This window comes from Tessaracoccus pujii (assembly GCF_055326215.1).
The window spans coordinates 21,356-44,285 of sequence record NZ_JBUZNP010000010.1 but is presented as its reverse complement, the minus strand read 5'-3'; the positions used below and the strand labels follow the sequence as shown (position 1 = coordinate 44,285).

The following is a 22,930-nucleotide window of genomic DNA, read 5'->3' as shown; positions in this document are numbered from 1 at the left end:
TTGAGTGGTCAGTGGGTGGGTGCGTTGATGTTCAGCTCGTCGCGGAGCTCGGCCTCGCGCTGGGCCATGGCGGCGCGGAAGGTCGCCATGAAATCGCCGAAACCGGCGGCCGCCTCATGGCCCTTGGCCACCATCTGCTCCTGCACACCCTTGGGGGTCAGGCGGTGCATCAACTCCTTGCCCCGGAGGACCACGACGACGGTCAGGCCGACGCCGACGAGGATCCAGAACAGGCGGCTCATGTCTTCTTCCGTCCCTTGAGCGCCTTGCGGATGCCGTAGCTGAAGGCGGCCGTCTTGACGAGCGGCCCCCCGAGTGTCGCGGCGAACAGCGTCGACATCTGGGCGGCGTTCTCGGTCACCACGGTGGCGTGGCCGGAGGCCCGGCTGACGTCGTCTGTCACGAGGCTCAGCTTGGCCAGCTCCTCGTTGGTGGCCAGCACGGTGCCCTTGAGCTCCTGCAGGATGGGCACGGAGTTGTGGCCGACATCGCGCACGGTGAGGCGCACCTCATCCAGCACCCGGCTGAGCTTGAGCAACGGAACGGCCAGCAGGGCGACGAGCACGCACAGCGCGATCGCGGCGATCAGCCCGGCGATGTCTCCAACGGTCATGGTCCTGTCCTCCTTGGATCTGCGGACGGCGTAACTCTAGCCGACGGGTCCCCGGCCAGGAGCCCGCGCAGCAGCGAGACGCGCTCCGCGATGGCCGCCTCCTGCCCGTGATCGGTCGGGCGGTAGTAGGCGGCGCCCTCCAGATCCTCCGGCAGGTACGTCTGCGCCACCACCCCGTGGGGGAAGTCATGGGGATAGCGGTAGCCCTGCCCGTGACCCAGCTTCTCGGCCCCGGCGTAGTGGGCGTCGCGCAGATGCGGGGGCACGAGGCCACCCTTGCCGCGCCGCACGTCTGCGATGGCCTCGTCGAGCGCCACGTAGGCGGCGTTCGACTTCGGCGCCGTGGCGGCCGCGACGGTGGCGTGGGCCAACGTGATCCGCGCCTCGGGCATGCCGAGCAGCTGGACTGCCTGCGCCGCCGCGACGCAGGTCTGCAGCACTCCCCCGGCCGCCATGCCGATGTCCTCGGAGGCCGAGATCATCAGTCTGCGGGCGATGAACCGCGGGTCCTCCCCCGCCTCCAGCATGCGGGCCAGGTAGTGCAGGGCCGCGTCGACGTCCGAGCCCCGGATGGACTTGATGAAGGCCGAGATGATGTCGTAGTGCTGGTCCCCGTCTCGGTCATAGCGCACGGCCGCGCGGTCCGCCGAGGACTCGACCGCCGCCTCGTCGATGGTCCCGGTGCCCAGTGACTCCGCCGCGGCCGCCGACTCCTCCAGGTAGGTCAGCGCCCGGCGCGCGTCGCCGCCGGAGAGCCGGATGATGAGGTCGCGGCCTTCGTCCGACAGCTCGAACGTCTCACCCGACGCGCGGCGCAGGCCGCGCTCGTCGGTGAGCGCACGGGCCAGCAACCCCACCAGATCCTCCGTGCTGAGCGGCTGGAGCCGCAGCAGCAGGGAGCGGGACAGGAGCGGCGAGATGACGGAGAAGGACGGGTTCTCCGTGGTGGCGGCGATGAGGGTGACAAGGCGGTTCTCCACGGCTGGCAGCAGCACGTCCTGCTGAGCCTTGGAGAAGCGGTGCACCTCGTCGACGAACAGGACGGTGGCGTTCCCCCGCGCGAGCTCCCGGCGGGCGGTCTCCAGCTCGGCACGGACCTCCTTCACCCCGGCCGTGACGGCCGACAGCTCGACGAAGCGCCTGTTGGTCGCCTGGGAGACCACGGAGGCGATGGTGGTCTTGCCCACGCCCGGGGGACCCCACAGGAACACCGACATGGGCTGGCCCTCGGCCAGGCGCCGCAGCGGCGAGCCGGGCGCCAGCAACTGGCGCTGGCCCACGATCTCGTCCAGGGTCCGGGGCCGCATCCGCACCGCGAGCGGGGCCTGCGGGTTCGTGGCGTCGCTCAGCGTGCCGCCCCTCGCCGGGGGCGCGGGGTCCGGGTTGCCGAACAGGTCGAAGCTCATCGGCGCCACTCTAGCCGGGCCGAGTTTGTTTGAAACCGGAACCTTCCTAGGATGGGCGGTTGTGGCCTCGCACCTCGGAAACTCCTTCTCGCGGCGCCGTCGCATCGCCATCATCCTCACGCTGGGGATGTTGACGGGCCTCGGACCGTTCACCATCGACCTCTACCTACCCGCCTTCCCCGCGCTGAAGGCGGACCTGCTGCTGTCCGACGCGCAGGTTCAGTTGACGCTCTCGGCCACCACCCTCGGTTTCGCGACCGGCCAGCTCCTCGTCGGGCCCCTCAGCGACCGCCTCGGCCGCAGGATCCCGCTGATCGCCTGCTCGATCCTGCACGTCCTGTCGTCGGTGCTCGTCGCCACCGCGCCCACCATCGAGTTCCTCACCGCCATGCGCGTGCTCCAGGGCGTGGGTGCCGCCGGCGGCGCCGTCGTCGCGATGGCCATGGCGCGCGACCTGTTCAGCGGCCGCCCGCTCGTGGTGATGCTGTCGCGGCTGGCGCTGATCTCAGGGTTGGCGCCCATCGTCGCGCCCATCGTCGGCTCCTGGATGGTGGGATTCATGGACTGGCGGGGCGTGTTCTGGGGCCTCGCGGCCTACGGCGCCGTCGTCATCGTGCTCATCGCCGTCACGACGGTGGAGACCCGGCCCCCGTCCGAGCGGACCTCAGGTGGTCTCAAGCCCATCGGCCTCGCGTTCAAGGCCGTGTTCACCGACCGGATGGCGCTGGGGGCCATCCTGGTCGCGGCGTTCGCGTTCGGGGCGCTCTTCTCCTACGTGTCCAGCTCCTCGGTGTTGCTTCAGGAGGTCTACGGCCTCACTCCCCGCGGCTTCGGCACGGTGTTCGCCATCTGCTCGTTCGGTGTGTTCGTCGGCGTGCAGCTCGGCAGCCGGCTGGCGCAGCGTTGGGGACCTCAGTGGGTCCTGGTCCTGGCCACCGGCCTCATGGTGACCGCTGGCCTGGCGGTGCTGCTCGTCGACGCCGCGGACGTCGGCTACCAGCCGCTCATCCCGGCCCTCTTCACGCTGACGTTCGGCTTCGGCCTGGCGGCCCCGTGCGGCCAGATCCTCCTGCTGCACAACCACCGGAGGCACTCCGGCACGGCGGCCTCCCTCATGGGGGCGGTGACGCAGGTCGTCGGGTCCGCGGTGGGCCCGCTCATCGGGCTGGTCCCGATGACCAGCGCGGTCCCGATGGGTACCGGCATCCTGGTCTGTGCGGTGTTGTCGACGGCCGCACTGTGGCTGGTGCTCCGCCCGCGCAGCGTCCCCAACGTCCTCGGCGGCTGACCGCGCCACCCCCCGTCCCGCCCTCCCGCGGACCCGCCCTCCGCGGGCACGACACGCCGACGAGGTCTCACCTCGAGCGCCCCTGAGGCCCCGCTTCGCACATTCACCGTGCTTTCGGGTACGTGAGCGACGCCGGGCTCCTCAGGGACCGGGTGGGTCGCCCCACGACGCTCAGGTGGCGGGGTGAGCGGCCCCCTTCGCCTCGGGCTTGGCGTCCACCCCCGCCTCCTTGCGCTGCTGCGCGGAGATCGGAGCCGGGGCCTGGGTCAGCGGGTCGTACCCGCCGCCGCTCTTCGGGAAGGCGATGACGTCGCGGATCGAGTCCGACCTGCTCAACAGCGCGACGATCCGGTCCCAGCCGAACGCGATGCCGCCATGGGGCGGCGCGCCGAACTGGAACGCATCGAGGAGGAAGCCGAACTTCTCCTGCGCCTCCTCGGCGCCGATCCCCATCACCTTGAACACGCGCTCCTGCACGTCGCGACGGTGGATACGGATGGACCCGCCGCCGATCTCGTTGCCGTTGCACACGATGTCGTAGGCGTATGCCAGCGCGCCGCCCGGGTCGGTGTCGAACGTGTCGAGGCACTCGGGCTTGGGCGAGGTGAACGCGTGATGCACGGCTGTCCAGGCGCCCTCGCCGACGGCGACGTCACCCTCGGCCTTCGCGTCCGAGGTGGGCTTGAACAGGGGGGCGTCGATCACCCAGAGGAAGCTCCACGCGTCCTCGTCGATGAGACCGCACCGCTCGCCGATCTCGTTGCGCGCGGCGCCCAGCAGCGCCTGCGACGACGTCCTCGCACCGGCCGCGAAGAAGATGCAGTCGCCGGGCTTGGCGCCGGTGGCCGCGGCGAGGCCGTCGCGCTCCGCGGCGGACAGGTTCTTGGCGACGGGCCCGCCCAGCTCGCCGTTCTCGTCGAGGGTCACATAGGCCAGGCCCTTGGCGCCGCGCTGCTTCGCCCACTCCTGCCACGCGTCGAACGTGCGGCGCGGCTGCGAGCCGCCACCGGGCATCACGATGGCGCCCACGTAGGGCGCCTGGAACACGCGGAAGGTGGTCTCGGCGAAGTAGCCGGTGAGCTCGCTGATCTCGAGATCGAAGCGGAGGTCCGGCTTGTCGGAGCCGTAACGGTCCATGGAGTCGAGGTAGGTGATCCGGGGGAACGGTGCGTCCAGCTCGGCGCCGATCAGCGTCCAGATCTCCTTGATCAGCGCCTCGCCGAGCTCGATGACGTCGTCCTGGTCGACGAAGCTCATCTCCACGTCGAGCTGGGTGAACTCCGGCTGCCGGTCGGCGCGGAAGTCCTCGTCGCGGTAACAACGGGCGATCTGGTAGTAGCGCTCCATGCCGGCCACCATCAACAGCTGCTTGAACAGCTGGGGGGACTGCGGCAACGCGTACCAGGAGCCGGGTGCCAGGCGGGCGGGGACGATGAAGTCACGCGCGCCCTCCGGCGTGGAGCGGGTGAGCGTGGGCGTCTCGATCTCGACGAAGTCACGCTCCCCCAGCACGCGCCGCGCGGCCTTGTTCACGTCCGAGCGCAGGCGGATGGCGGCGCCCGGCGCGGGACGGCGGAGATCCAGGTAGCGGTACCGGAGACGAGCCTCCTCGCCGACCGTGACCCGCTCGTCGATCTGGAACGGCAGCGGCGCGGACGTGTTGAGCACCTCGAGGTCGGTGATCGCGACCTCGATCTCGCCGGTGGACAGGTCTGGGTTCTCGTTGCCCTCCGGCCGGACCTCGACGACGCCGGTGACCTTGATGCAGTACTCGTTGCGCAGGTCATGGGCGCCGGTGGCCTCCAGCAGCTCGTCGCGGATGACCACCTGCACGCGCCCGGAGGCGTCGCGGAGATCGATGAAGGCCAGGCCGCCGTGGTCGCGGCGCTTGGCCACCCATCCGGCGAGGACGACTTGCTGACCGTTGTGCTCGGCGCGCAGGGTGCCGGCGTCGTGGGTGCGGATCACGGTATTCCTCTCGTTCGGCTGCATAGACGGTGCAGCTCGCCCGCACATCGTAGCCGTTGGCTAGCCGCCCACGGCGCCCACGGATGGCCGCAGGTCGCCCCGCGGCGGTTGCCAGGTCTCCGGGGAGGCGGGGATCTGCTCCCCGGAGCGGATGTCCTTGACCGAATCGTCGTGACCTGCGCCGAACCAGACGAACGGGATGCCGCGACGCTCGGCGTAACGGATCTGCTTGCCGAACTTGTCCGCCTTCGGCGCCACCTCGACGGCGATGCCCCGGGCCCGCAACGCGCCGGCCACCTGGATGGCCACCTCGCGGGATTCCTCGTTGTCCACCGCCACGAGCACGGCGCTGGGCACGCTCCTCGAGGCCGTGAGCAGACCCTTTCCGATGAGCGGAGCCAGGATGCGCGTTATGCCGAACGAGTAGCCGACGCCTGGGAAGGTGACCTTGCCATCGCTGGCCAGCGAGTCGTAGCGGCCGCCGGAGGCCACGGAGCCGAGCTTCTCCGACCCCACCAGGAAGGTCTCGTAGACCGTGCCCGTGTAGTAATCCAGGCCGCGGGCGATCTTGAGGTCCGCCACCACGCGGCCCGGCGCCGAGCGTCGCGCCACGCGGATCAGCGCGGCCAGCTCGTCGAGGCCCTGATCCAACAGGTCGTGGGTGACGCCGAGGCCGCGGACGGCGTCGACGAAGGACTCGTCCGTGGCCTCGATCCCCGCCAGCGCGACGCAGGCCCTGGCCTCCGCGCCACCGATCCCCAGCTCGTCGATGAGCAGGGCGACCACTGCGTCCGGACCGATCTTGTCGAACTTGTCCACCCGCTGCAGCACGGCGGCGGGATCCTCCAGGCCCACTCCGCGGTAGAACCCCTCGGCGAGCTTGCGGTTGTTGACGCGCAGCGACACCGGCGGGAGGCCGAGGTCGCGGTGGAGCCGCTCGAACACGTCCAGGGCCACCAACGGGATCTCGACGTCGTGGTGGGCGGCGAGCGCGTCCTGGCCCACGATGTCGATGTCCGCCTGCGTGAACTCCCGGTAGCGCCCCTCCTGAGGCCGCTCGCCGCGCCACACCTTCTGGACCTGATAGCGCCGGAAGGGGAATGCGAGGTGGCCGGCGTTCTCCAGCACGTAGCGCGCGAACGGCACGGTCAGGTCGAAGTGCAACCCCAACTCGTCCGCGTCGCCCGGCTCGGCGTGCAGCCGGCGCACGACGTAGATCTCCTTCTCGATCTCGCCCTTGCGCGACAGCTGTGCCAACGGCTCCACGGCGCGGGTCTCGATGGGTGCGAAGCCGTGCAGCTCGAACGTGGTGGTGACCACGTCGAGGACGCGGTTCTCGACGATGCGGCCGGCGGGGAGGAACTCGGGGTAACCGCTCAGCGGCTTGGGGCGGGACACGGCTTCCTCACAAACTGTCGTGCTGCAGGAACGGGTTGGACTCGAGCTCCTGGGCGAGGGTGGTGGGCTGCCCGTGGCCGGGAAGCAGTGACGTCTCGGCCGGGAAGTGCTCGACGATACGCCGCAGCGACTCGCGCATCTCGGACATGTTACCGCCGGGCAGATCGGTGCGGCCGATGGTGCCCGCGAAGAGCACATCGCCGGTGAACACCACCGAGGTGCGTGCGGAGGTGAACTGGAGAAGGGTGGAGCCCCGGGTGTGACCGGGCGCGGGGAAGGGCGTGAGGATGAGGCGCGCCAGGTCCACCGGCGCGTCCAAGCCTCGCAGATCTGCCACCGGAGGAAGTGTCGCGGACCCGGTCAGTTGCAGCATCAGCGCGGCACCCTGCGGGCCCAGCCCGTCCCCGGGCCGCGCCAGGAGATGCTGATCCGCGGATGCCAGGTAGAGCGGGATGTCCCACCGGGCGGCCAGGAGATGGGCATCCCCGACGTGGTCGAGGTGGCCGTGCGTGGCCACGAGGGCCACCGGCCGCAGCCCCCGCTCGGCGACGGCGGCCATCACGGGTTCGGCGGCCGTGATGCCTGGATCGACGATGATGCACTCGGGCGTGTCCTCGTCCGGTGAGACGAGGTAGCAGTTCGACTGCCAGGGCGAAACCTGAATGGGCTGGATGAGCACGACGACACCCTATACGGCTAGATTGGGCGCATGAGCGAACCCCAAGCGCCCTCCGATTTCGGCCGCGTCGACGCCGACGGCACGGTCTATGTCCGTGTGGGTGACACAGAACGAAGTGTCGGGCAGATCCCCGATTCCACCCCTGACGAAGCAATGGCGTTCTACGTCCGGCGGTTCGAGAACCTGGCCGCCGAGGTGGGCCTGCTCGAGTCCCGGGTCGCGGCCCAGGCGATGTCGCCCGAAGAGGCACGCACGGCCATCACGACCGCCCGCGGAAACGTTGCCGAGGCCAACGCCGTCGGCAACCTCGAGGCCCTGACCCGGCGCCTCGATGCCCTGCTGGAGGTGCTGCCGGCCCAGATCGAGGCCCGCAAGGCCCAGCGGGCCGAGCAGAACGCCGTGACGGTGGCCGCGAAGGAGGCCATGGTCGAGGAGGCCGAGAAGCTGGCCGAGGGCGACGACTGGCGCGGCGGCGTGGACCGCTTCCGCGTCCTGCTCGACGAGTGGAAGGCACTCCCCCGCGTGGATCGGGCCACGGACAACGAGCTCTGGCACCGGTTCTCGTCGGCGCGCACGCAGTACACGCGCCGCCGCAAGACGCACTTCGCCGAGCTCAACCAGGTCCGGGACGGCGCCAAGGCCGCCAAGGAGGCCATCATCGCCGAGGCGGAGCCGTTGGCCGCCTCCACCGACTGGGGGGCCACCTCGGCGGCCTTCCGCGACCTCATGCAGCGCTGGAAGGCCGCCGGCAGCGCCCGGCGCGCAGACGACGACGGCCTGTGGGCGAAGTTCCGCGCCATCCAGGACTCGTTCTTCGAGGCCCGCACCGCCGCGCAGAGCGCCGTGGACGGGGAGCAGTCGGAGAACCTGGCCGCCAAGCAGACGCTCGTCGAGCAGGTGGAGAAGGACCTCGAGGGCGTGACTGACGTGGAGGCCGCCAAGACCATCCACCGGGACTTCCTCGCCAAGCTGGCAGACCTCGGCCACGTGCCGAGGGGCGCCATGCGTGACCTCGACGCCCGCGTGCGCACCGTCAGTGAGAAGGTGGCCGCGATGGAGGCCGACGAGTGGCGCCGTACGGATCCCGAGGCCCGCCGTCGCGCTGAGGACACGGTGCGCATGTTCGAGACCCAGATCGCCAAGCTGGAGTCGGATCTGGCGGCCGCAGAGGCCAAGGGCGATGCGAAGAAGGCCAAGGACGCCAAGCAGTCCATCGAGACCTACACCAGCTGGCTGGACCAGGCCCGCGAGACGCTCGCGGACTTCACGGCCCGCTAACCGGACACACGGAACACGTCGTAGACACCGGGGATCCGGCGCACCTGGGCGATCACATGCTGCAGGTGCGTCGGATCCGCTGATTCGAACGTCATCTTGCCGCTGAACTGGCGCTGCTTGTTGGTGGTGATGTTGACCGCGATGATGTCGACGTGGTGCTCCGACAGCACCGACGACACGTCGGACAGCAGCCGGGCCCTGTCGATGCCCTCGATCTGGATGGTGACCAGGAAGCTCGCTCCACGTTCGTGACCGGACCAGGCCACGTCGACGATGCGCTCGGGCTCGCGCATCAGCGCCGGCACGTTGGAGCAGTCCGCGCGGTGCACCGACACCCCTTCGCTGCGGGTCACGAACCCGATGATCTCGTCACCCGGCAGCGGGTAGCAGCACTTGGCGAACTTCGCCACCACCGCGTCGTCCCCGTCGACGAGGATGTGGGCTCCGTCGCGCACAGGCCGCCGGCGCTGCTTGACCACGACGTCCTCGGTGACCGTGTCGACGGCCTCCTCCTCCCCGCCGTGCAGCACGATCAGCTTCTCCACCACGCCCTGCGAGCCGAGGTGGCCCTCACCGATGGCGTTGTAGAGGCTCGGCACATCCTTGAAACCCAGCTCGTTGGCCACAGCGGTGAGGTTCTCGAGGGTGAGCAGACGCTGCATGGGGATGCCCGTGCGGCGCAGGTCCTTGGCGAGCGCATCCTTGCCCTGCTCGATCGCCTCGTCGCGACGTTCGCGGGAGAAGTGCTGCTTGATCTTCTGACGAGCGCGAGTCGATACGACGAACCCGAGCCAGTCCCTGCTGGGGCCGGCGCCCTCCGCCTTCGAGGTGAGCACCTCCACCTTGTCGCCCTGGGCCAGCCTGGTGCTCAGCGCCACGAGGCGGCCGTTGACGCGCGCCCCGATGCAGCGGTAACCCACCTGCGTGTGCACCGCGAACGCGAAGTCCACGGGCGTGGCGCCGACCGGCAGCGCGATCACCTCGCCCTTGGGTGTGAACACGTAGATCTCGTCGGAGTTGATCTCAAACATCACCGAGTCGAGGAACTCGCTGGGATCCTCCGTCTCCTTCGACATGACGCCGAGCTGATGCATGGCGCGCAGCCCGGCCTCCTCCGGCGTGACGCCGTGGCGGAGGTCCTCCTTGTACTTCCAGTGCGCCGCGACACCGTACTCGGCGCGGCGGTGCATCTCGTGCGTGCGGATCTGCAACTCGACCGGCTCGTTGTTGACCCCCAGGACGGTGGTGTGCAGGGACTGGTACAGGTTGAACTTCGGCCCGGCGATGTAGTCCTTGAACCGGCCCGGAATGGGTTTCCACGCGGCGTGCGCCACGCCGAGCACCGCGTAGCAGGTGGCGGTGTCCGCGACGAGGACGCGCAGCCCGATGAGGTCGTAGATCTCCTTGAAGTCGCGGCCCCGGACCATCATCTTCTGGTAGATCGAGTAGTAGTGCTTGGGCCGGCCGTACACGGTGGCGGTGATCTTCGCCTCACTGAGCAGGGTCTGGAACTCTGCGATGAGCTCGCGCAGGTAGCGCTCGCGGTAGGGCGCCTGCTGCGCCACCATGTCCACGATCTCCGCGTACACCTTGGGCTCGATGACGGCGAACGACAGGTCCTCGAGCTCCCACTTGATGGTGTTCATGCCGAGGCGGTGTGCCAGGGGGGCGAAGATGTTGAGGGTCTCCGTGGCGATGCGCACCTGCTTGTCCGGCCGCAGGAAGCCCAGGGTCCGCATGTTGTGCAGGCGGTCCGCGAGCTTGATCACCAGCACCCGCACCTCCTCGGAGGTGGCCATGATCATCTTGCGGATGGTCTCGGCCTTCGCGGTCTCCCCGTAGGTCAGCTTGTCCAGCTTGGTGACGCCGTCCACCATCCGCGCCACCTCGTCGGAGAACTCCACCCTGAGCTGCTCCAGCGAGTAGTCCGTGTCCTCCACCGTGTCATGGAGGAGCGCGGCCACCAGGACGGGTTCGGTCATGCCCAGTTCGGCCAGGATGGTGGCCACCGCGAGCGGGTGCGTGATGTAGGGGTCCCCGGACTTGCGCTTCTGGCCCTCGTGGTAATGCTCGGCCACCCGGTAGGCGCGCTCGATGAGCTCGAGGTCAGCCTTGGGGTGGTTGGACCTGACGATCCGGAACAGCGGGTCCAGGACGGCGGACTTCGACCGCACCGCGCCCAGCCGGGCCAGCCGGTGCCGCATGCGCAGCCGCGGCTGCTCGGGGCCGGTGACGAGGCGGGAGGCACCCGTGAGCGAGTCTTCGGACATCCGCCGCCTCCCTCCACTGCCTCAGGCGCCCAATCCTAGCCGCTAGTCGTCGTAGTGACGCGCGAGGAGGGCGTGGGCGTCCTTCGCCGGCGGTTGCGCCCGCCGCACCACGATCAGCTCGTCGCCGATCTCGATCTTGCCTGCGGTCTGGTCGTAGAACCGGCGCAGCGTCCCGTTGCGGATGATCCCGATCACCCGCTCGCCCTGGACCGCCGACGGGGGCTGCCCGGCCTCGTGGGACTCGGCCAGGCGCTGGTGGACCTCAAGGCCCTCGGCGCCGGTGAGCATGTCCTGCATGATGGTCCCGAGCTCGGGGCCGATGGCCGAGAGACCGAGCAGGCGTCCGACGGTTTCGGAGCTGGTCACCACGGACGAGGCCCCGGACTGGCGCACCAGGGGGACGTTCTCGTGCTCCCTGACGGCCACCACCACCCCCGCGGTGGGGTTGAGCTGGCGCACGGTGAGGGTGGCGAGGATCGCCGTGTCGTCCCGGTCCAACGAGATGATGACCTGTTTGGCCTTGCTGATCTCCGCCCGGCGCAGCAGGTCACGGCGCGTGGCGTCGCCCTGGAAGGCCGCAAGGCCGTCGAAGTTGGCGTCCGCGACGGCGCTGGCGTGGGCGTCGATGACCAGAATCTTCTCGGCCGGCTCGCCTTGGCGGCGCAGCGTGTTGACGGCGCTGCGCCCCTTGGTGCCGTAGCCGATGACGACGACGTGGTTACGCATCTTTCTCCTCCAGAACAGGTCCGCGATGCTGCGGCTGCCCTCCTTCGTCAGCACCTCGATGGTGGTGCCGACGAGGAGGACCAGGAAGCCGATGCGCAGCGGGGTGACGACGAGCACGTTGATGAGCCTGGCATGAGCGGCCACCGGGGTGATGTCGCCGTAGCCCGTGGTGGTCACCGTGACCGTCGAGTAGTAGAGCGCGTCCAGCAGCGAGACGCCGTCGCGAGCCGTGTTGTCCACGTAGCTCTCGTGGTCCAGCCACACGATCATCGTGCTGATCAGGAGCAGCAGCAGCGCCATCAGCGCCCGGCGGGCGAGTTCCTTGAACGGCGACGCGCTGATCCTGGGCAGGCTGACCAGCGACAGCACCCCACCGCGACCCCCGGGCTCCAGCTTGGCCATAGCTCAGACTGTCAGCACTGAGGTGAGGTTGTCGATGCCCATCTCGGCGAGCCGCTCGCGGCCGCCGAGGAAGCTGAGCTCGATGAGGACGCTGACGTGCACCAGATCCGCGCCCATCTGCTTGAGCAGCGCTGCTGTGGCCCCGACGGTGCCGCCGGTGGCCAGCACGTCGTCGACGACCAGGACCCGCGCTCCCGGGCGGATGGCGTCGCGGTGCATCGTGAGCGTCTCGAAGCCGTACTCCAGCTCGAAGGACTCGCTGATGGTCTCCCCCGGCAGCTTGCCCGGCTTGCGCACCGGCACGAACCCCGCACCCAGCGCCAGCGCGACGGGGGCGGCGAAGATGAACCCGCGAGCCTCCATGCCCACCACCACGTCGATCCCGCGCGGCGCCGTCGTCACCAGTTCCGTGACCGCCGCCTGGAAGCCGAGCGGCGAGGCCAGCAGGGGCGTGATGTCCTTGAACACCACACCTGGGCGGGGGAAGTCCGGCACGTCGGCGATGAGCCCGCCGACCAGGGCTCTCCGTTGGGCGGCTTCGTCCATCATGGCTTGCCCTTTCGTTCGGCCCTTGAGCCGGGCGTGCGCCGCTGCTGACGTACCGCGGTGGTCACCATGGTGATGCCCTCGGTGGCCATCAGCGGCTCGGCCGCGGCGTCAAGGGGGCTGCGGTGCGTCGCCTTCTGGGCGGCGCGCGACTTGCGTCGCTCGATCTGTGCGCGGTGCTCCGTCATGCCCGGCTCCCGCTCGCGCAGCCACGCCAGGATGGGCGCGGCGATGAAGAGGGAGGAGTAGGCGCCGGCGATCATGCCGACGAGCAGCGCCAGGCCGAGGTCCGCCAGCGGGCCGCTCTGCAGCGTGGCGCCGGCGATGAACAGCGCCAGGACCGGCAGCACACCGATCACGGTGGTGTTGAGCGAGCGCACCAGCACCTGGTTGACGGCCAGGTTGGCCTGTTCCGAGTAGGTCTTGTTGGTGTGCTCGATGCCGGCGACGTTCTCGCGGATCTTGTCGAACACCACCACCGTGTCGTACAGCGAGTACGCCAGGATGGTCAGCACACCGATCACGGTCGAGGGCGTCACCGTGAACCCGACGGCCGCGTAGATGCCCACCGTGACGAACAGGTCGTGGAAGACCGCGATGATGGCCGCCACCGACATCTTCCAGTCCCGGAAGTAGACCGTGATGAGGGCCATCACCAGCACGATGAACACCACGAGCGCGATGGTGCCCTGACGGGTGATCTGCTCGCCCCACGAGCCGCTGATCGCGTTGTAGGTGACGTTGTCCACCGTCGTGCCCGCGATCTCCGCCACCTCCGCACGGACCGTCGTGGTCTCGGCCGGGGTCAGGGCCCGGGTCTGGACCCGGATGGCGTCGTCGCCGAGGGCGAACACCTGCGAGTCCAGGTCCTTGACGGCCACGTCTGCCACCTGGGCGCGCACGTCGTCGACGGTGCTCTGCTGGATGGCCATCGGTGCCTGGAAATCCGTGCCGCCGCTGAACTCGATGCCCAGCGTCAGGCCCCTGATGGGCAGCAGGAGCAGTGAGATGGCGATGACGGCCGCCGAGATGATGAACCACCTGCGCCGGTTCTTCATGAAGTCGTAGCTCAACTGGCCCGTGTAGAGCCGCTCGGCGATCCCGAGCTTCCTGGCTGACATCACGCCTCCTGGGGGGTGGTCGTCGGGACGGTGCCCGGCCTGCGGCGCGTGCGGCGGCCGATGAGGGAGTCCCGGGTGACGCCCATGTGGCGGGCGTCCAGACCGGAGAGCCGGTGGCCCTCACCGAAGAACTTCGTGCGTCCCATCAGCTCGACGAGTGGCTTGGTGAAGAAGAACACCACGGCCAGGTCCAGCAGGGTGGTGAGGCCGAGCGTGAACGCGAAACCCTTCACGGCCCCGACTGCCAGCACGAACAGCACCACGGCGGACAGCAGCGACACAGCGTCGGAGATGACGATGGTGCCGCGCGCCTTCCGCCACCCGGCCACCAGCGCGGACTTGAGGCTGCGGCCTTCACGGATCTCGTCGCGGATGCGTTCGAAGTAGATGATGAACGAGTCTGCGGTGACGGCGATGCCGACGATGGCGCCGGCGATGCCGGGCAGGTTGAGCGCGAAGCCCATCACCTGACCGAGCAGGACCATCATCGCGTACGTGGCCGACGCGGCCACCGCGAGCGACAGCACCACGACGATGCCCATGCCCCGGTAGTAGAGGAAGCTGTACAGGGCCACCACGATGAGGCCGATGATGCCTGCGATGATGCCGACCCTCAGCTGCTCGCCCCCGAGGGTCGCGGACACCGTCTCCACCTGGGAGGGCTCGAACGACAGGGGCAGCGACCCGTACTTCAGCACGTTGGCCAGACCGGCGGCTGATTCCGCCGTGAAACCGCCGCGGATGATGGCCTCACCGTTGGTGATGCGGTCCTGTGCGGTGGCTGCGGACTCCACCTTCCCGTCGAGGACGATGGCGAACATGTTGCGTGGCTCGGCCGCACCCACCAGCGCGCCCGTCAGCGCGGACATGTTGGCAGTGCCGGGACCGTTGAAGCTCAGCGTGACCGCGTACTGCAGCTCGCCCTGGGGAATGCCGAAGGATGCGGTGCTGAGGTCCTGGCCGCGGACGGCCACCGGGCCGAGAAGGAACTTCTGCAGACCCTCGGGATCACACACCACCTGGGATCGGGTGGGGTCCTCGGTCACGTCGTCGCCGCAGGTGTAGTCCAGGAACCCCTGGTACTCCTCTTCCGTGGGCTCGTAGGCCAGCACCTCCGCGATGGGCAGCTGGTCCGTGGGCACCTCGCCTGCGCTGGGCGACGGCGAGGGGCTGGGGCTGGGGGGTGCCGTGGGCAGGCCCGGCACCGGGGAGGCCGACGGGTCCGGTGACGACGACGGGTCCGCCCCGGTGCCGGCGCCCACCTGGAGCACGGGGCGGAAAGCGAGCTGGGCGGTGGCGCCCACGAGCTCCACCAGGTCGTCGCGCGCCACGTTGGGGGCGGAGACCACGATGTGGCGCTCGCCCTGCACCACGACGGATGCCTCGCCGACGCCGAGCCCGTCGACGCGCTGCTGGATGATGCTGCGCGCCAGTTCGAGGGACTCCATCGGAACCGAGTCGTTCTCGGCGGTCAGGGTGATCGTCTGGCCGCCCTGCAGGTCCAGGCCGAGTTTAGGGGTCCAGGTGCTCGTGGCCGCCATGATGACGTAGAGCCCCGCGATGATGAGCAGGAAGACGGTGAGGACGACGCCGGGGCGCCCCCTCTTAGCTGTGGTGGCCACTGTTACTTGGTGTCCTCCGGGCGCTGTTGCGCGCCGCGATCCTGGAAGAAGTCGTCATCGGCCGGAGCGTCCTCGGCGGGCGTCACAGCCTCACCGGAGGTGACGTCCTCGCCCAAGGACAGCTCGTCGGGGGTCTCCCCCTCGACGACGTTCTCGTCGGTGAACTCGAACTCCTCGTCGTCTGCTGTCACGGTCCGCGCCACGTTGCCCTTGAGCACCGTGACCTCCACCCCGGGGGCGAGTTCGACGATGAGCTGCCGCTCTCCGACGTAGGCGATGGTGCCGAACATGCCGGAGGTGAGGAGGACGCGCGACCCCACACTCAGGCTCGACTGCATCTCCTGGTGCTGCTTCGCCCGCTTCTGCTGCGGGCGGATCATCAGGAAGTACATGACCGCGAACAACGCGATCATCATGAGAATCAGATCAAAAGGCATAGTTTCACTCCGAGAGACGGTGGGCCACCGCTCAGGATAGCGGAGGTGAGTGGTGCAGGTCCGTCCGGCAGCGCGGCGCGGCGCGGATCGGGGCGGGTCAGTCGGTGTACTCGAGCATCTGATGGACGCCGTCGAGGATCTCCACCGGCCGGTAGGGGAACTGCACGAGCGATGCGGCCGTGGAGATGCCGGTGAGGACCAGGACCGTGTGCAGCCCCGCCTCCATGCCGGCGACGATGTCGGTGTCCATGCGATCACCGATCATGCCGGTCTCCTCCGAGTGCGCCCCGATCTTGTTCAACGCTGAGCGGAACATCATGGGATTGGGCTTGCCCACCACGTAGGGCTCCCTCCCCGTGGCCTTGGTGATGAGCGCCGCGACGGCGCCCGTCGCCGGCACCACGCCGGTGGGCGTGGGGCCCGTCGCGTCCGGGTTGGTGGCGATGAACCGGGCGCCAGCGTCGATGAGCCTGATCGCGGTGGTGATGGCCTCGAAGGAGTAGGTTCGGGTGTCGCCGATGACGACGAAGTCCGGGTTGCGGTCCGAGAGCACCATGCCCGCGTCGTGCAACGCCGTCGACAGGCCCGCCTCGCCCACCATGAAGCAGGAGCCGCCCGGGATCTGCTCGGCCAGGAACTTGGCGGTGGCCATGCCGGAGGTCCAGATCCGCTCCTCAGGCACGTTGAGCCCGGAGTCCCTGAGCCGGGCCGACAGGTCCCGCGGCGTGTAGGTGGCGTTGTTGGTGAGCACGAGGAACGGCGTCCCCGTGGCCACCCAGTGGTCGATGAGCTCCTGCGCGCCCGGGAGCGCGCGGTTGTCATGCACCAGCACGCCGTCCATGTCGGTGAGCCAGGCCTTGATGTCTGCACGCGTCCGCATGCCCGTAGGCTACCGGCCCGCGCGTGCCCGCAGCCGCCGGTGTCAGTCGAACAGCGCGGGGTTCGACGACGGCACGCTCATGCCGAGATGGGTATAGGCGGCCCGGGTGGCCACGCGGCCGCGCGGCGTGCGCACCATGAATCCCTGACGGATGAGGAAGGGCTCTGCGACCTCCGCGACCGTCTCGATCTCCTCACCGACGCTGAGCGCCAGCGTGGACAGGCCGACGGGCCCGCCGTCGAACAGGCGGCACATGGCGTCCAGCACCGCCCGGTCCAGCCGGTCGAGGCCGCGCTCGTCCACCTCGTAGAGCTCCAGCGCCGCCCTGGCCACGGAGCGGTCCACGTCCGGGTGGCCGCGCACCTGCGAGAAGTCGCGGACGCGCCGCAGCAGGCGGTTGGCGATCCGCGGGGTACCCCGTGACCGGCGGGCGATCTCGCGCTGCGCGTCGTCGTCGATCCGCACGCCCAGCTTCCCCGCCGAGCCGGCGACGATCCCCTCAAGGTCCGCCGCGGCGTAGAAGTCCAGCTGGGCGGTGAAGCCGAACCGGTCCCGCAGCGGCCCGGGCAGCAGGCCGGCACGCGTGGTGGCGCCGACGAGCGTGAACGGCGGCAGCTCGATCGGGATGGCGGTGGCACCCGGCCCCTTGCCGACGATGACGTCCACCCGGAAGTCCTCCATGGCGAGGTACAGCATCTCCTCCGCCGGCCGGGAGAGGCGGTGGATCTCGTCGAGGAACAGGACCTCACCCTCGTCGAGGCCGGAGAGGATCGCGGCCAGGTCCCCGGCGTGCTGGATGGCGGGGCCCGACGAGATCCGGAGGCCGGTGCCGAGCTCCGCGGCGATGATCATGGCCAGCGTGGTCTTGCCCAGGCCCGGCGGGCCGGAGAGCAGCACGTGATCCGGCGCCGTGCCTCGATGGCGGGCGGCGTCCAGGACCAGCGCCAGCTGTTCGCGCACCCGCGGCTGGCCCTCGAACTCGGCGAGCCGTTTCGGCCGCAGGGCGGCCTCGTAATCGCGATCCTCGACGTCCGCCGTCGGATCGACCTCGGGGTTGATCACTAGCGCCTCGCCAACGAGTTGAGCGCCGCGCGCAACAGCTTCGCCACGCCGACGGAGGGGTCCTCCTCGACGAGGTGGGCGACGTTGTCACACGCCGCCGCCGCGTCGCGCGCGGACCAGCCCAGCCCCTGCAACCCGTCGCTGACCTGCGCGCGCCACGCGTCGCCGTCCACGGGCGCGGGCCCGTCCCCGACGGGTGCGTCGGCGAGGAGGAGCACCTTGTCCTTCAGTTCGATGATGAGCTTCTGAGCACCCTTGTGGCCGATACCGGGGACCGCACACAGCCGCTTGATGTCCTCCGTGAGCACCGCGCGGCGCAACTCACCGGGGGTGAGCACGGAGACGATGGCCAGCGCCAGCTTCGGGCCCACGCCCGTGGCGGTCTGCGCCAGCTCGAACGCCTCCCGCTCACCCTCGTCGCCGAAACCGAACAGCGTCATCGAGTCCTCGCGGACCACCAGAGTGGTGTGCAGGGTGGTGCGCTCCCCAGGGCGGAGCCCGGCCGCGGTCTGGGGTGTGGTGAGCACGCGGTAGCCGACGCCGCCGACGTCGATCACGCCGGCGGTGGCGCCCGCCGTCACGACGGTGCCGGTCAGTTGGGCGATCATCGGTTCCCCTTCGCCGCCGCGACCGCGGCCGCGTAGCGGTTGGTGGCGCCGCCGCGCCAGGCGTGACACACCGCGACGGCGAGCGCGTCCGCGGCGTCGGCGGGCTTCGGCGGCTCCGTGAGCCGCAGGATCCGGGTGACCATGAGGGAGACCTGCGCCTTGTCCGCGCTGCCCGATCCCGTCACCGCGGCCTTGACCTCCGACGGCGTGTGGAACGCCACCGGCAACCCACGGCGGGCGCCGTTCAGCGCCGCGACCCCGGCGGCCTGGGCGGTGTCCATCACCGAGGACAGGTTGTGCTGCGAGAACACGCGCTCGATGGCGACGGCGTCCGGCGCGAAGTCGTCGAACCATTCCGCCAGGCCCACCTCGAGGGCCAGCAGCCGCTGGGCCACGTCGAGCCCCACCGCGGTGCGGACCACACCCACTGCCACCAAGGTGGGGGGGCGGCCGACGGTGCCGTCGACGATGCCCACACCGCAGCGGGTGAGTCCGGGGTCGATGCCGAGGATGCGCATGGCCTGGGTGATCAGTCCTCGGACTCGAGGGCCTCGGCGACCTCGGGGGTCACGTCGAGATTGGTGTAGACGTTCTGCACATCGTCGGAGTCGTCCAGGGCGTCGATGATGCGGAACACCTTCTGCGCCACGTCCACGGAGTCGACCTCCTGCTCGAAGGAGGGGACGAACTGCACCTCGGAGGAGTCGTAGTCCAGCCCGGCCGCCTCGATGGCCTTACGGACCTCGACGGTGTCGTTGGGGTCCGAGACCGCCTCCCACACGTCGCCGTCGTCGTCGACCTCTTCGATGCCGGCCTCGAGGGCCGCCTCGAGCAGGTCGTCCTCGACGATGTCCCTGCCGCCCTGCTGCTTGGGAACGGTCACCACGCCCTTGCGGGAGAACAACCGCAGCACGGAGCCGACGTCGGCCATGGTCCCGCCGTTGCGGGTGACCGCGACGCGCACGTCCGAGGCGGAACGGTTGCGGTTGTCCGTCAGGCACTCGATGAGGATGGCGACGCCGGCCGGGCCGTAGGCCTCGTACATGATGGTCTCGTAGTCCGCCCCGCCGGACTCGGCGCCCGAGCCGCGCTTGACGGCGCGGTCGATGTTGTCGTTGGGCACAGAGGACTTCTTGGCCTTCTGGACCGCGTCGTAGAGCGTGGGGTTGCCTGCCAGGTCCCCGCCGCCCAGCCGCGCCGCGACCTCGATGTTCTTGATCAGCTTGGCAAACAGCTTCCCCCGCTTGGCGTCGATGACGGCCTTCTTGTGCTTGGTTGTTGCCCACTTGGAATGGCCGCTCATCCGGACCCACCTTCTCGCGCTCGTGTCAGACTGCTCGTGACAGCTTATCGCGGGTCAGGGAACCACCTTCGAGAGCAGCGCCACGGCGTCGCGTGTCGTCCAGCCGAGGTCCGCGCACAGCCGCTGGACGCCCACTCCGTCGGGCGTGTCGATGCCGATGCCCGCCTCCCGGCAGCCCGCGTCGCGCATCGCCAGCAGGCAGTGGCCCATCAGCGCCAGCGAGATCTTCCTCCCGCGATAGGCCGGGTGCACCCCGAACCGCTCGATCCACCCGATGGGCGTGCCGTCGTCCTCGGTGTCGCCCAGGCCGCTCATGGCGTAGCCGACCACCTCGTCCCCGGCGCGCGCGATGAAGGACCACTCGGGGCGGAAGTCCGGGTCCGCGACCCTGGCGGCCCAGGTCTCCCGGGTCACCTCCTTGCCCATGCCGTCGAAGCACACGTTGTGCAGCTGACGCACGGGCTCGGAGTGGGCGGTTTCGAAGGGCTCCAGGAGCACACCGTCGACGGTGGGCACGGTGAGCGGGACCGTGAGGTCGCGTTGGAGGTCGTAGGAGTAGCGCTCGGGCGTGAATCCCAGGTGGGAGGCCACCCGAGCCAGGCCTGGTCGGCCCAGCTCCGCGTAGCAGCCCAGCCACAGCGGTTGTCCCGGCCGGAACTCGTCGCGCCACGCGGCCGCGTGGGTCATCTGCCAGTGCAGCAGCGCCGTGCCGATGTGCAGGTGACGGTGGGTGGGGTGCACGCCGCCCATGAGGTACATCCGCGGCGGGTCCGTCTCCGCGATGTAGGTCACGCCGTAGGCCGACAGCGACTGGTAGGAGTCGAACCCACCCACGGCGTGCGCCACGAGCAGGTTCCGGCCGGTGATCGACGCCGCGACCCCGGAGAGGACGGAATCCTCCAACGCGTCGAGCTGGTCCCGGAACTGGTCCAGGTCTTCAGCATCGTCCGGCCCGAGGAGTCGCCACGCGAGGTGAGGCTCCACGTAGGCGTCCATGCCGTCCGCTACCGCCAGATCCGGGACTCTGGGGCCGAGGCCGGCGCCGCCTGATCCCAGAGCCTCCGCCAGCGGGGGGCCGTCGGCGTGGGGCGCTCGCCCGTCCCGCCGCCGTGGCGACGCTGGACGGTCCACCAGGAGAGCTCGCCCTCGTGCACCAGCTCCTCGACGCGGGCCTGCAGCTCGGCCGAGGCCTCCACCAGGGACCGCCCGCGGGTGTAGATGGGTGCGCCGAAGCGGATCGACACCTTGGGCCTGCTCCGCAGAGCCAGCTTGAGGATGTCCTTGAGCTTGAAGGTGCCGACGATGCCCACCGGCACGATGGGCACGTTGTGCTGGTTGGCGAGGTCCGCCGGGACCGTGGAGAACTCGCCCACGAGGCGGCGGCCGACCGGCTCGTCGGCGAACACCACCACGTTGTGGCCGCGGGCGATCGCACGGGAGGGCGCGATCATGGTGGGCCGCACGCGCGACGGGAGCGCCAGCCGGAGCAACTGGTAGTCCAGGGCGCCCTGCTCGTTGGCGGCGAACACGACGGGCGGCTGCAGGCCGGCGATGCTGTCTCCGGAGACGAGTTCGACGTCGAGGCGCAGGCTCAGCATCCGGAGCATGAGGTGCCGGCCGGAGAGCCGGGCGCGCAGGCTCAGCCTGTCGCGGGAGGCCTGGGTGCGCGCGGGGGCACCGGCCGGTGTGCCGGGCCGGAGCAGGTCGGAGGCGATCTGCGCGATGTCGCGGGGCCAGGTGAGCCGCGGCCCGCGATGACCGCGGCGGCTCTGCGCCCAGGACGACAGCTGACGGCTCATCGCACGTCGCCCAGCGCCAGCCCCGGTCCGCGTAGCACCGTGATGGACGGGGTTGGACCTACGTGGTTCGAGGCGATCTCCAGCGCGTCTGCGTAGGTGGTGGCCGCGCGGTGCCCCAGCAGTGCGGCGCTGCGCCGGTCCCCGCCCACCCAGACGACGTCCGAGAAGTGCGCTGCCGCCCTGGCGGTGGCGTACCACTGGTGGAACACCCGGAGGGGGTGCTCGGCGAACTGCTTGCGGTACAGGTCCAGGTACCACTCGTCGTCGATGGCGCGCGGCTCGTAGACCGCCGCGATCTCGGCGGGGTCCGTGGTCTGCGGCAGGACGGTGGCGAAGAAATCCGCAGCCGCGCTCTGGCGCCTGTTGGAGAACCGCTCGCGCAGCGGATGGAAGGCGATGAGCGCCCCACCTTCGCGCGTGTACGGGGTGCCGACGTGCGACCCGGCCCGGGTCACCAGAGCGTGATGCGCCGCACTGAGCGGCGAGCCCACCGGATCCCCCTCGTCGATGGATGCCCCCCACACCGAGGTGACCAGCACGTCGGAGCGGCCCTTCAGCTCCACCGCGTTGGCGGCCTTCCAGACCAGCCGTGAATCGGCGAACACCCGCGCATGGTCCCCGCCGAGGACGTCGACGACGGCGTAGTCCGCGCGGGGGTTGCCGTGCAGCAGCTGCGCCCCCTGGCGCGGCAGCGCCGCGACGATCTGGCGAGCGCCGGCGAGCGACAGCTTGTCCGCCAGGCTCCACTCCCACTCGCGCTTCGAGGCGAACCGCAGCGAACGCGACAGCAGGGGTTGCCCCAGCACCGCCACCACAGCGAACGTGCGAACCGTGTCGTGGACCAGGCGTTCCACGGCCCGGCAGTACTCGTCGTCGCGCTCCACGCCTTGGAGGCGGTTGAGGGTCCGCACGTCGGCGAGGCCCGCGACGAAGGGGCACTGCTCCCCGGAGTCCGCGCGGGCCGAGACGAGCACCACGAGATCCGACGACGCCACGCGCCGGTTGAACCTCACCGGGGCACCGTCGACGTCACCGAGGGTGACCAGGTCCGATGCCGTCACGTCGTGGCTGCTGACCAGGCCGTCGGGCAGGAAGGAGGTGGCCACCCGGTCGCCCAGGACGTCGGTGATGTGGGCGGCGTTCCAGCGCTGCCGCAATCCTGTGGCGATGACGAGTTCGACGTCGTCCACCCCGGCCCGCGCGGCCGTCTCGAGCACCCGCTCCACCAGCGTGCGACGGATCTCGAACTCGGGGCGCGGCAGCGGCCGCGTGGAGTCCACCACCACGATCGTGAGCCGGGTGTCCGGCTTCAGCTGCGCGGCGAGGGGCTCCGCCCCGAGAGGCGCGGCGAGCGCCGCGTCGATCAGGGCGACGGGATCCGTCGAGGGGACGGCGTCTGCCGGGTACACCACCCTGGTGCCCAGCCCCATCCGCTCCTGGCGGACGTCTGCGCCGGCCATGGTGAGCAGCGGCGGCGTCTTGTCATCGACCTCCAGCACGAATCCTGGACGAGACATCGGATGT

At 70.0% G+C, this 22,930-nt stretch carries 22 protein-coding genes; 2 read left to right on the top strand and 20 right to left on the bottom strand.

What is annotated here, in order from left to right:
* Window positions 1–8: 8 nt before the first annotated feature.
* From ACZK5N_RS12620 to ACZK5N_RS12610, 3 genes are read right to left on the bottom strand one after another with little or no spacing between them, the layout of a single operon-like run.
* The gene (locus ACZK5N_RS12620) at window positions 9–242 is read right to left on the bottom strand and encodes a hypothetical protein (protein ID WP_459019702.1); all 234 of its coding nucleotides are present in this window, start codon (window positions 240–242) and stop codon (window positions 9–11) included.
* Window positions 239–613 (bottom strand): DUF948 domain-containing protein, encoded by a 375-nt coding sequence (locus ACZK5N_RS12615; RefSeq protein ID WP_459019701.1) that lies wholly within the window; start codon window positions 611–613, stop codon window positions 239–241. Before ACZK5N_RS12615 ends, ACZK5N_RS12620 begins: the two co-directional genes overlap by 4 nt.
* Complete coding sequence (locus ACZK5N_RS12610) at window positions 610–2,019, bottom strand: replication-associated recombination protein A (protein ID WP_459019700.1); 1,410 nt, start codon at window positions 2,017–2,019, stop codon at window positions 610–612. Before ACZK5N_RS12610 ends, ACZK5N_RS12615 begins: the two co-directional genes overlap by 4 nt.
* 61 nt (window positions 2,020–2,080) lie before the next feature.
* Between ACZK5N_RS12610 and ACZK5N_RS12605 the strand changes: the two genes are divergently transcribed.
* On the top strand, window positions 2,081–3,307 hold the full coding sequence (locus ACZK5N_RS12605; RefSeq protein WP_459019699.1) for a multidrug effflux MFS transporter: 1,227 nt from the start codon (window positions 2,081–2,083) through the stop codon (window positions 3,305–3,307).
* 171 nt (window positions 3,308–3,478) lie between these two features.
* Here ACZK5N_RS12605 and aspS read toward each other — a convergent pair whose 3' ends face one another.
* Genes aspS through ACZK5N_RS12590 form a run of 3 tightly spaced genes read right to left on the bottom strand, consistent with a single transcriptional unit; the run spans window position 3,479 to window position 7,352 of the window.
* Window positions 3,479–5,275 (bottom strand): aspartate--tRNA ligase, encoded by a 1,797-nt coding sequence (gene aspS / locus ACZK5N_RS12600; protein ID WP_459019698.1) that lies wholly within the window; start codon window positions 5,273–5,275, stop codon window positions 3,479–3,481.
* A 60-nt stretch (window positions 5,276–5,335) separates the two neighbouring features.
* Complete coding sequence (hisS, locus tag ACZK5N_RS12595; protein ID WP_459019697.1) at window positions 5,336–6,673, bottom strand: histidine--tRNA ligase; 1,338 nt, start codon at window positions 6,671–6,673, stop codon at window positions 5,336–5,338.
* Between the two features lie 7 nt (window positions 6,674–6,680).
* The gene (locus ACZK5N_RS12590; RefSeq protein ID WP_459019696.1) at window positions 6,681–7,352 is read right to left on the bottom strand and encodes an MBL fold metallo-hydrolase; all 672 of its coding nucleotides are present in this window, start codon (window positions 7,350–7,352) and stop codon (window positions 6,681–6,683) included.
* A 30-nt stretch (window positions 7,353–7,382) separates the two neighbouring features.
* Between ACZK5N_RS12590 and ACZK5N_RS12585 the strand changes: the two genes are divergently transcribed.
* Window positions 7,383–8,630, top strand: a complete 1,248-nt coding sequence (locus tag ACZK5N_RS12585) for a DUF349 domain-containing protein (RefSeq protein WP_459019695.1) — start codon at window positions 7,383–7,385, stop codon at window positions 8,628–8,630.
* On the opposite strand, the gene ACZK5N_RS12580 is transcribed toward ACZK5N_RS12585, so the two are convergent.
* The 14 genes from ACZK5N_RS12580 to ACZK5N_RS12515 all read right to left on the bottom strand — a co-directional run bounded on the left by ACZK5N_RS12580 (window position 8,627) and on the right by ACZK5N_RS12515 (window position 22,923).
* Entirely contained in the window at window positions 8,627–10,900 is a 2,274-nt protein-coding gene (locus tag ACZK5N_RS12580; RefSeq protein WP_459019694.1) for a RelA/SpoT family protein, read from the bottom strand. The genes ACZK5N_RS12585 and ACZK5N_RS12580 overlap by 4 nt on opposite strands.
* 42 nt (window positions 10,901–10,942) lie before the next feature.
* Window positions 10,943–12,028 carry a potassium channel family protein gene (locus ACZK5N_RS12575; RefSeq protein WP_459019693.1) on the bottom strand — a complete coding sequence of 362 codons (1,086 nt, stop codon included), beginning with the start codon at window positions 12,026–12,028 and terminating at the stop codon, window positions 10,943–10,945.
* 3 nt (window positions 12,029–12,031) lie between these two features.
* Entirely contained in the window at window positions 12,032–12,574 is a 543-nt protein-coding gene (locus ACZK5N_RS12570) for an adenine phosphoribosyltransferase (RefSeq protein WP_459020385.1), read from the bottom strand.
* The gene (gene secF, locus ACZK5N_RS12565) at window positions 12,574–13,695 is read right to left on the bottom strand and encodes a protein translocase subunit SecF (RefSeq protein ID WP_459019692.1); all 1,122 of its coding nucleotides are present in this window, start codon (window positions 13,693–13,695) and stop codon (window positions 12,574–12,576) included. Before secF ends, ACZK5N_RS12570 begins: the two co-directional genes overlap by 1 nt.
* Window positions 13,695–15,317, bottom strand: a complete 1,623-nt coding sequence (secD, locus tag ACZK5N_RS12560) for a protein translocase subunit SecD (RefSeq protein ID WP_459019691.1) — start codon at window positions 15,315–15,317, stop codon at window positions 13,695–13,697. The genes secF and secD overlap by 1 nt, the downstream gene beginning before the upstream one ends.
* A 2-nt stretch (window positions 15,318–15,319) precedes the next feature.
* On the bottom strand, window positions 15,320–15,754 hold the full coding sequence (gene yajC / locus ACZK5N_RS12555) for a preprotein translocase subunit YajC (RefSeq protein WP_459019690.1): 435 nt from the start codon (window positions 15,752–15,754) through the stop codon (window positions 15,320–15,322).
* Between the two features lie 97 nt (window positions 15,755–15,851).
* Complete coding sequence (locus ACZK5N_RS12550; RefSeq protein WP_459019689.1) at window positions 15,852–16,634, bottom strand: HAD-IIA family hydrolase; 783 nt, start codon at window positions 16,632–16,634, stop codon at window positions 15,852–15,854.
* Window positions 16,635–16,676: 42 nt separating this feature from the next.
* The gene (gene ruvB, locus ACZK5N_RS12545) at window positions 16,677–17,696 is read right to left on the bottom strand and encodes a Holliday junction branch migration DNA helicase RuvB (protein WP_459019688.1); all 1,020 of its coding nucleotides are present in this window, start codon (window positions 17,694–17,696) and stop codon (window positions 16,677–16,679) included.
* Complete coding sequence (gene ruvA, locus ACZK5N_RS12540) at window positions 17,696–18,304, bottom strand: Holliday junction branch migration protein RuvA (protein WP_459019687.1); 609 nt, start codon at window positions 18,302–18,304, stop codon at window positions 17,696–17,698. Before ruvA ends, ruvB begins: the two co-directional genes overlap by 1 nt.
* Window positions 18,301–18,822, bottom strand: a complete 522-nt coding sequence (ruvC, locus tag ACZK5N_RS12535) for a crossover junction endodeoxyribonuclease RuvC (RefSeq protein WP_459019686.1) — start codon at window positions 18,820–18,822, stop codon at window positions 18,301–18,303. The genes ruvA and ruvC overlap by 4 nt, the downstream gene beginning before the upstream one ends.
* An 11-nt stretch (window positions 18,823–18,833) precedes the next feature.
* Window positions 18,834–19,607: a YebC/PmpR family DNA-binding transcriptional regulator gene (locus tag ACZK5N_RS12530; protein WP_459019685.1), complete on the bottom strand. Its 774-nt coding sequence runs from the start codon at window positions 19,605–19,607 to the stop codon at window positions 18,834–18,836.
* Between the two features lie 54 nt (window positions 19,608–19,661).
* On the bottom strand, window positions 19,662–20,603 hold the full coding sequence (locus tag ACZK5N_RS12525) for a GNAT family N-acetyltransferase (protein WP_459019684.1): 942 nt from the start codon (window positions 20,601–20,603) through the stop codon (window positions 19,662–19,664).
* An 8-nt stretch (window positions 20,604–20,611) separates the two neighbouring features.
* Window positions 20,612–21,406, bottom strand: a complete 795-nt coding sequence (locus ACZK5N_RS12520; RefSeq protein ID WP_459019683.1) for a lysophospholipid acyltransferase family protein — start codon at window positions 21,404–21,406, stop codon at window positions 20,612–20,614.
* Complete coding sequence (locus ACZK5N_RS12515; protein ID WP_463625081.1) at window positions 21,403–22,923, bottom strand: lactate racemase domain-containing protein; 1,521 nt, start codon at window positions 22,921–22,923, stop codon at window positions 21,403–21,405. The genes ACZK5N_RS12520 and ACZK5N_RS12515 overlap by 4 nt, the downstream gene beginning before the upstream one ends.
* Window positions 22,924–22,930: the final 7 nt, after the last annotated feature.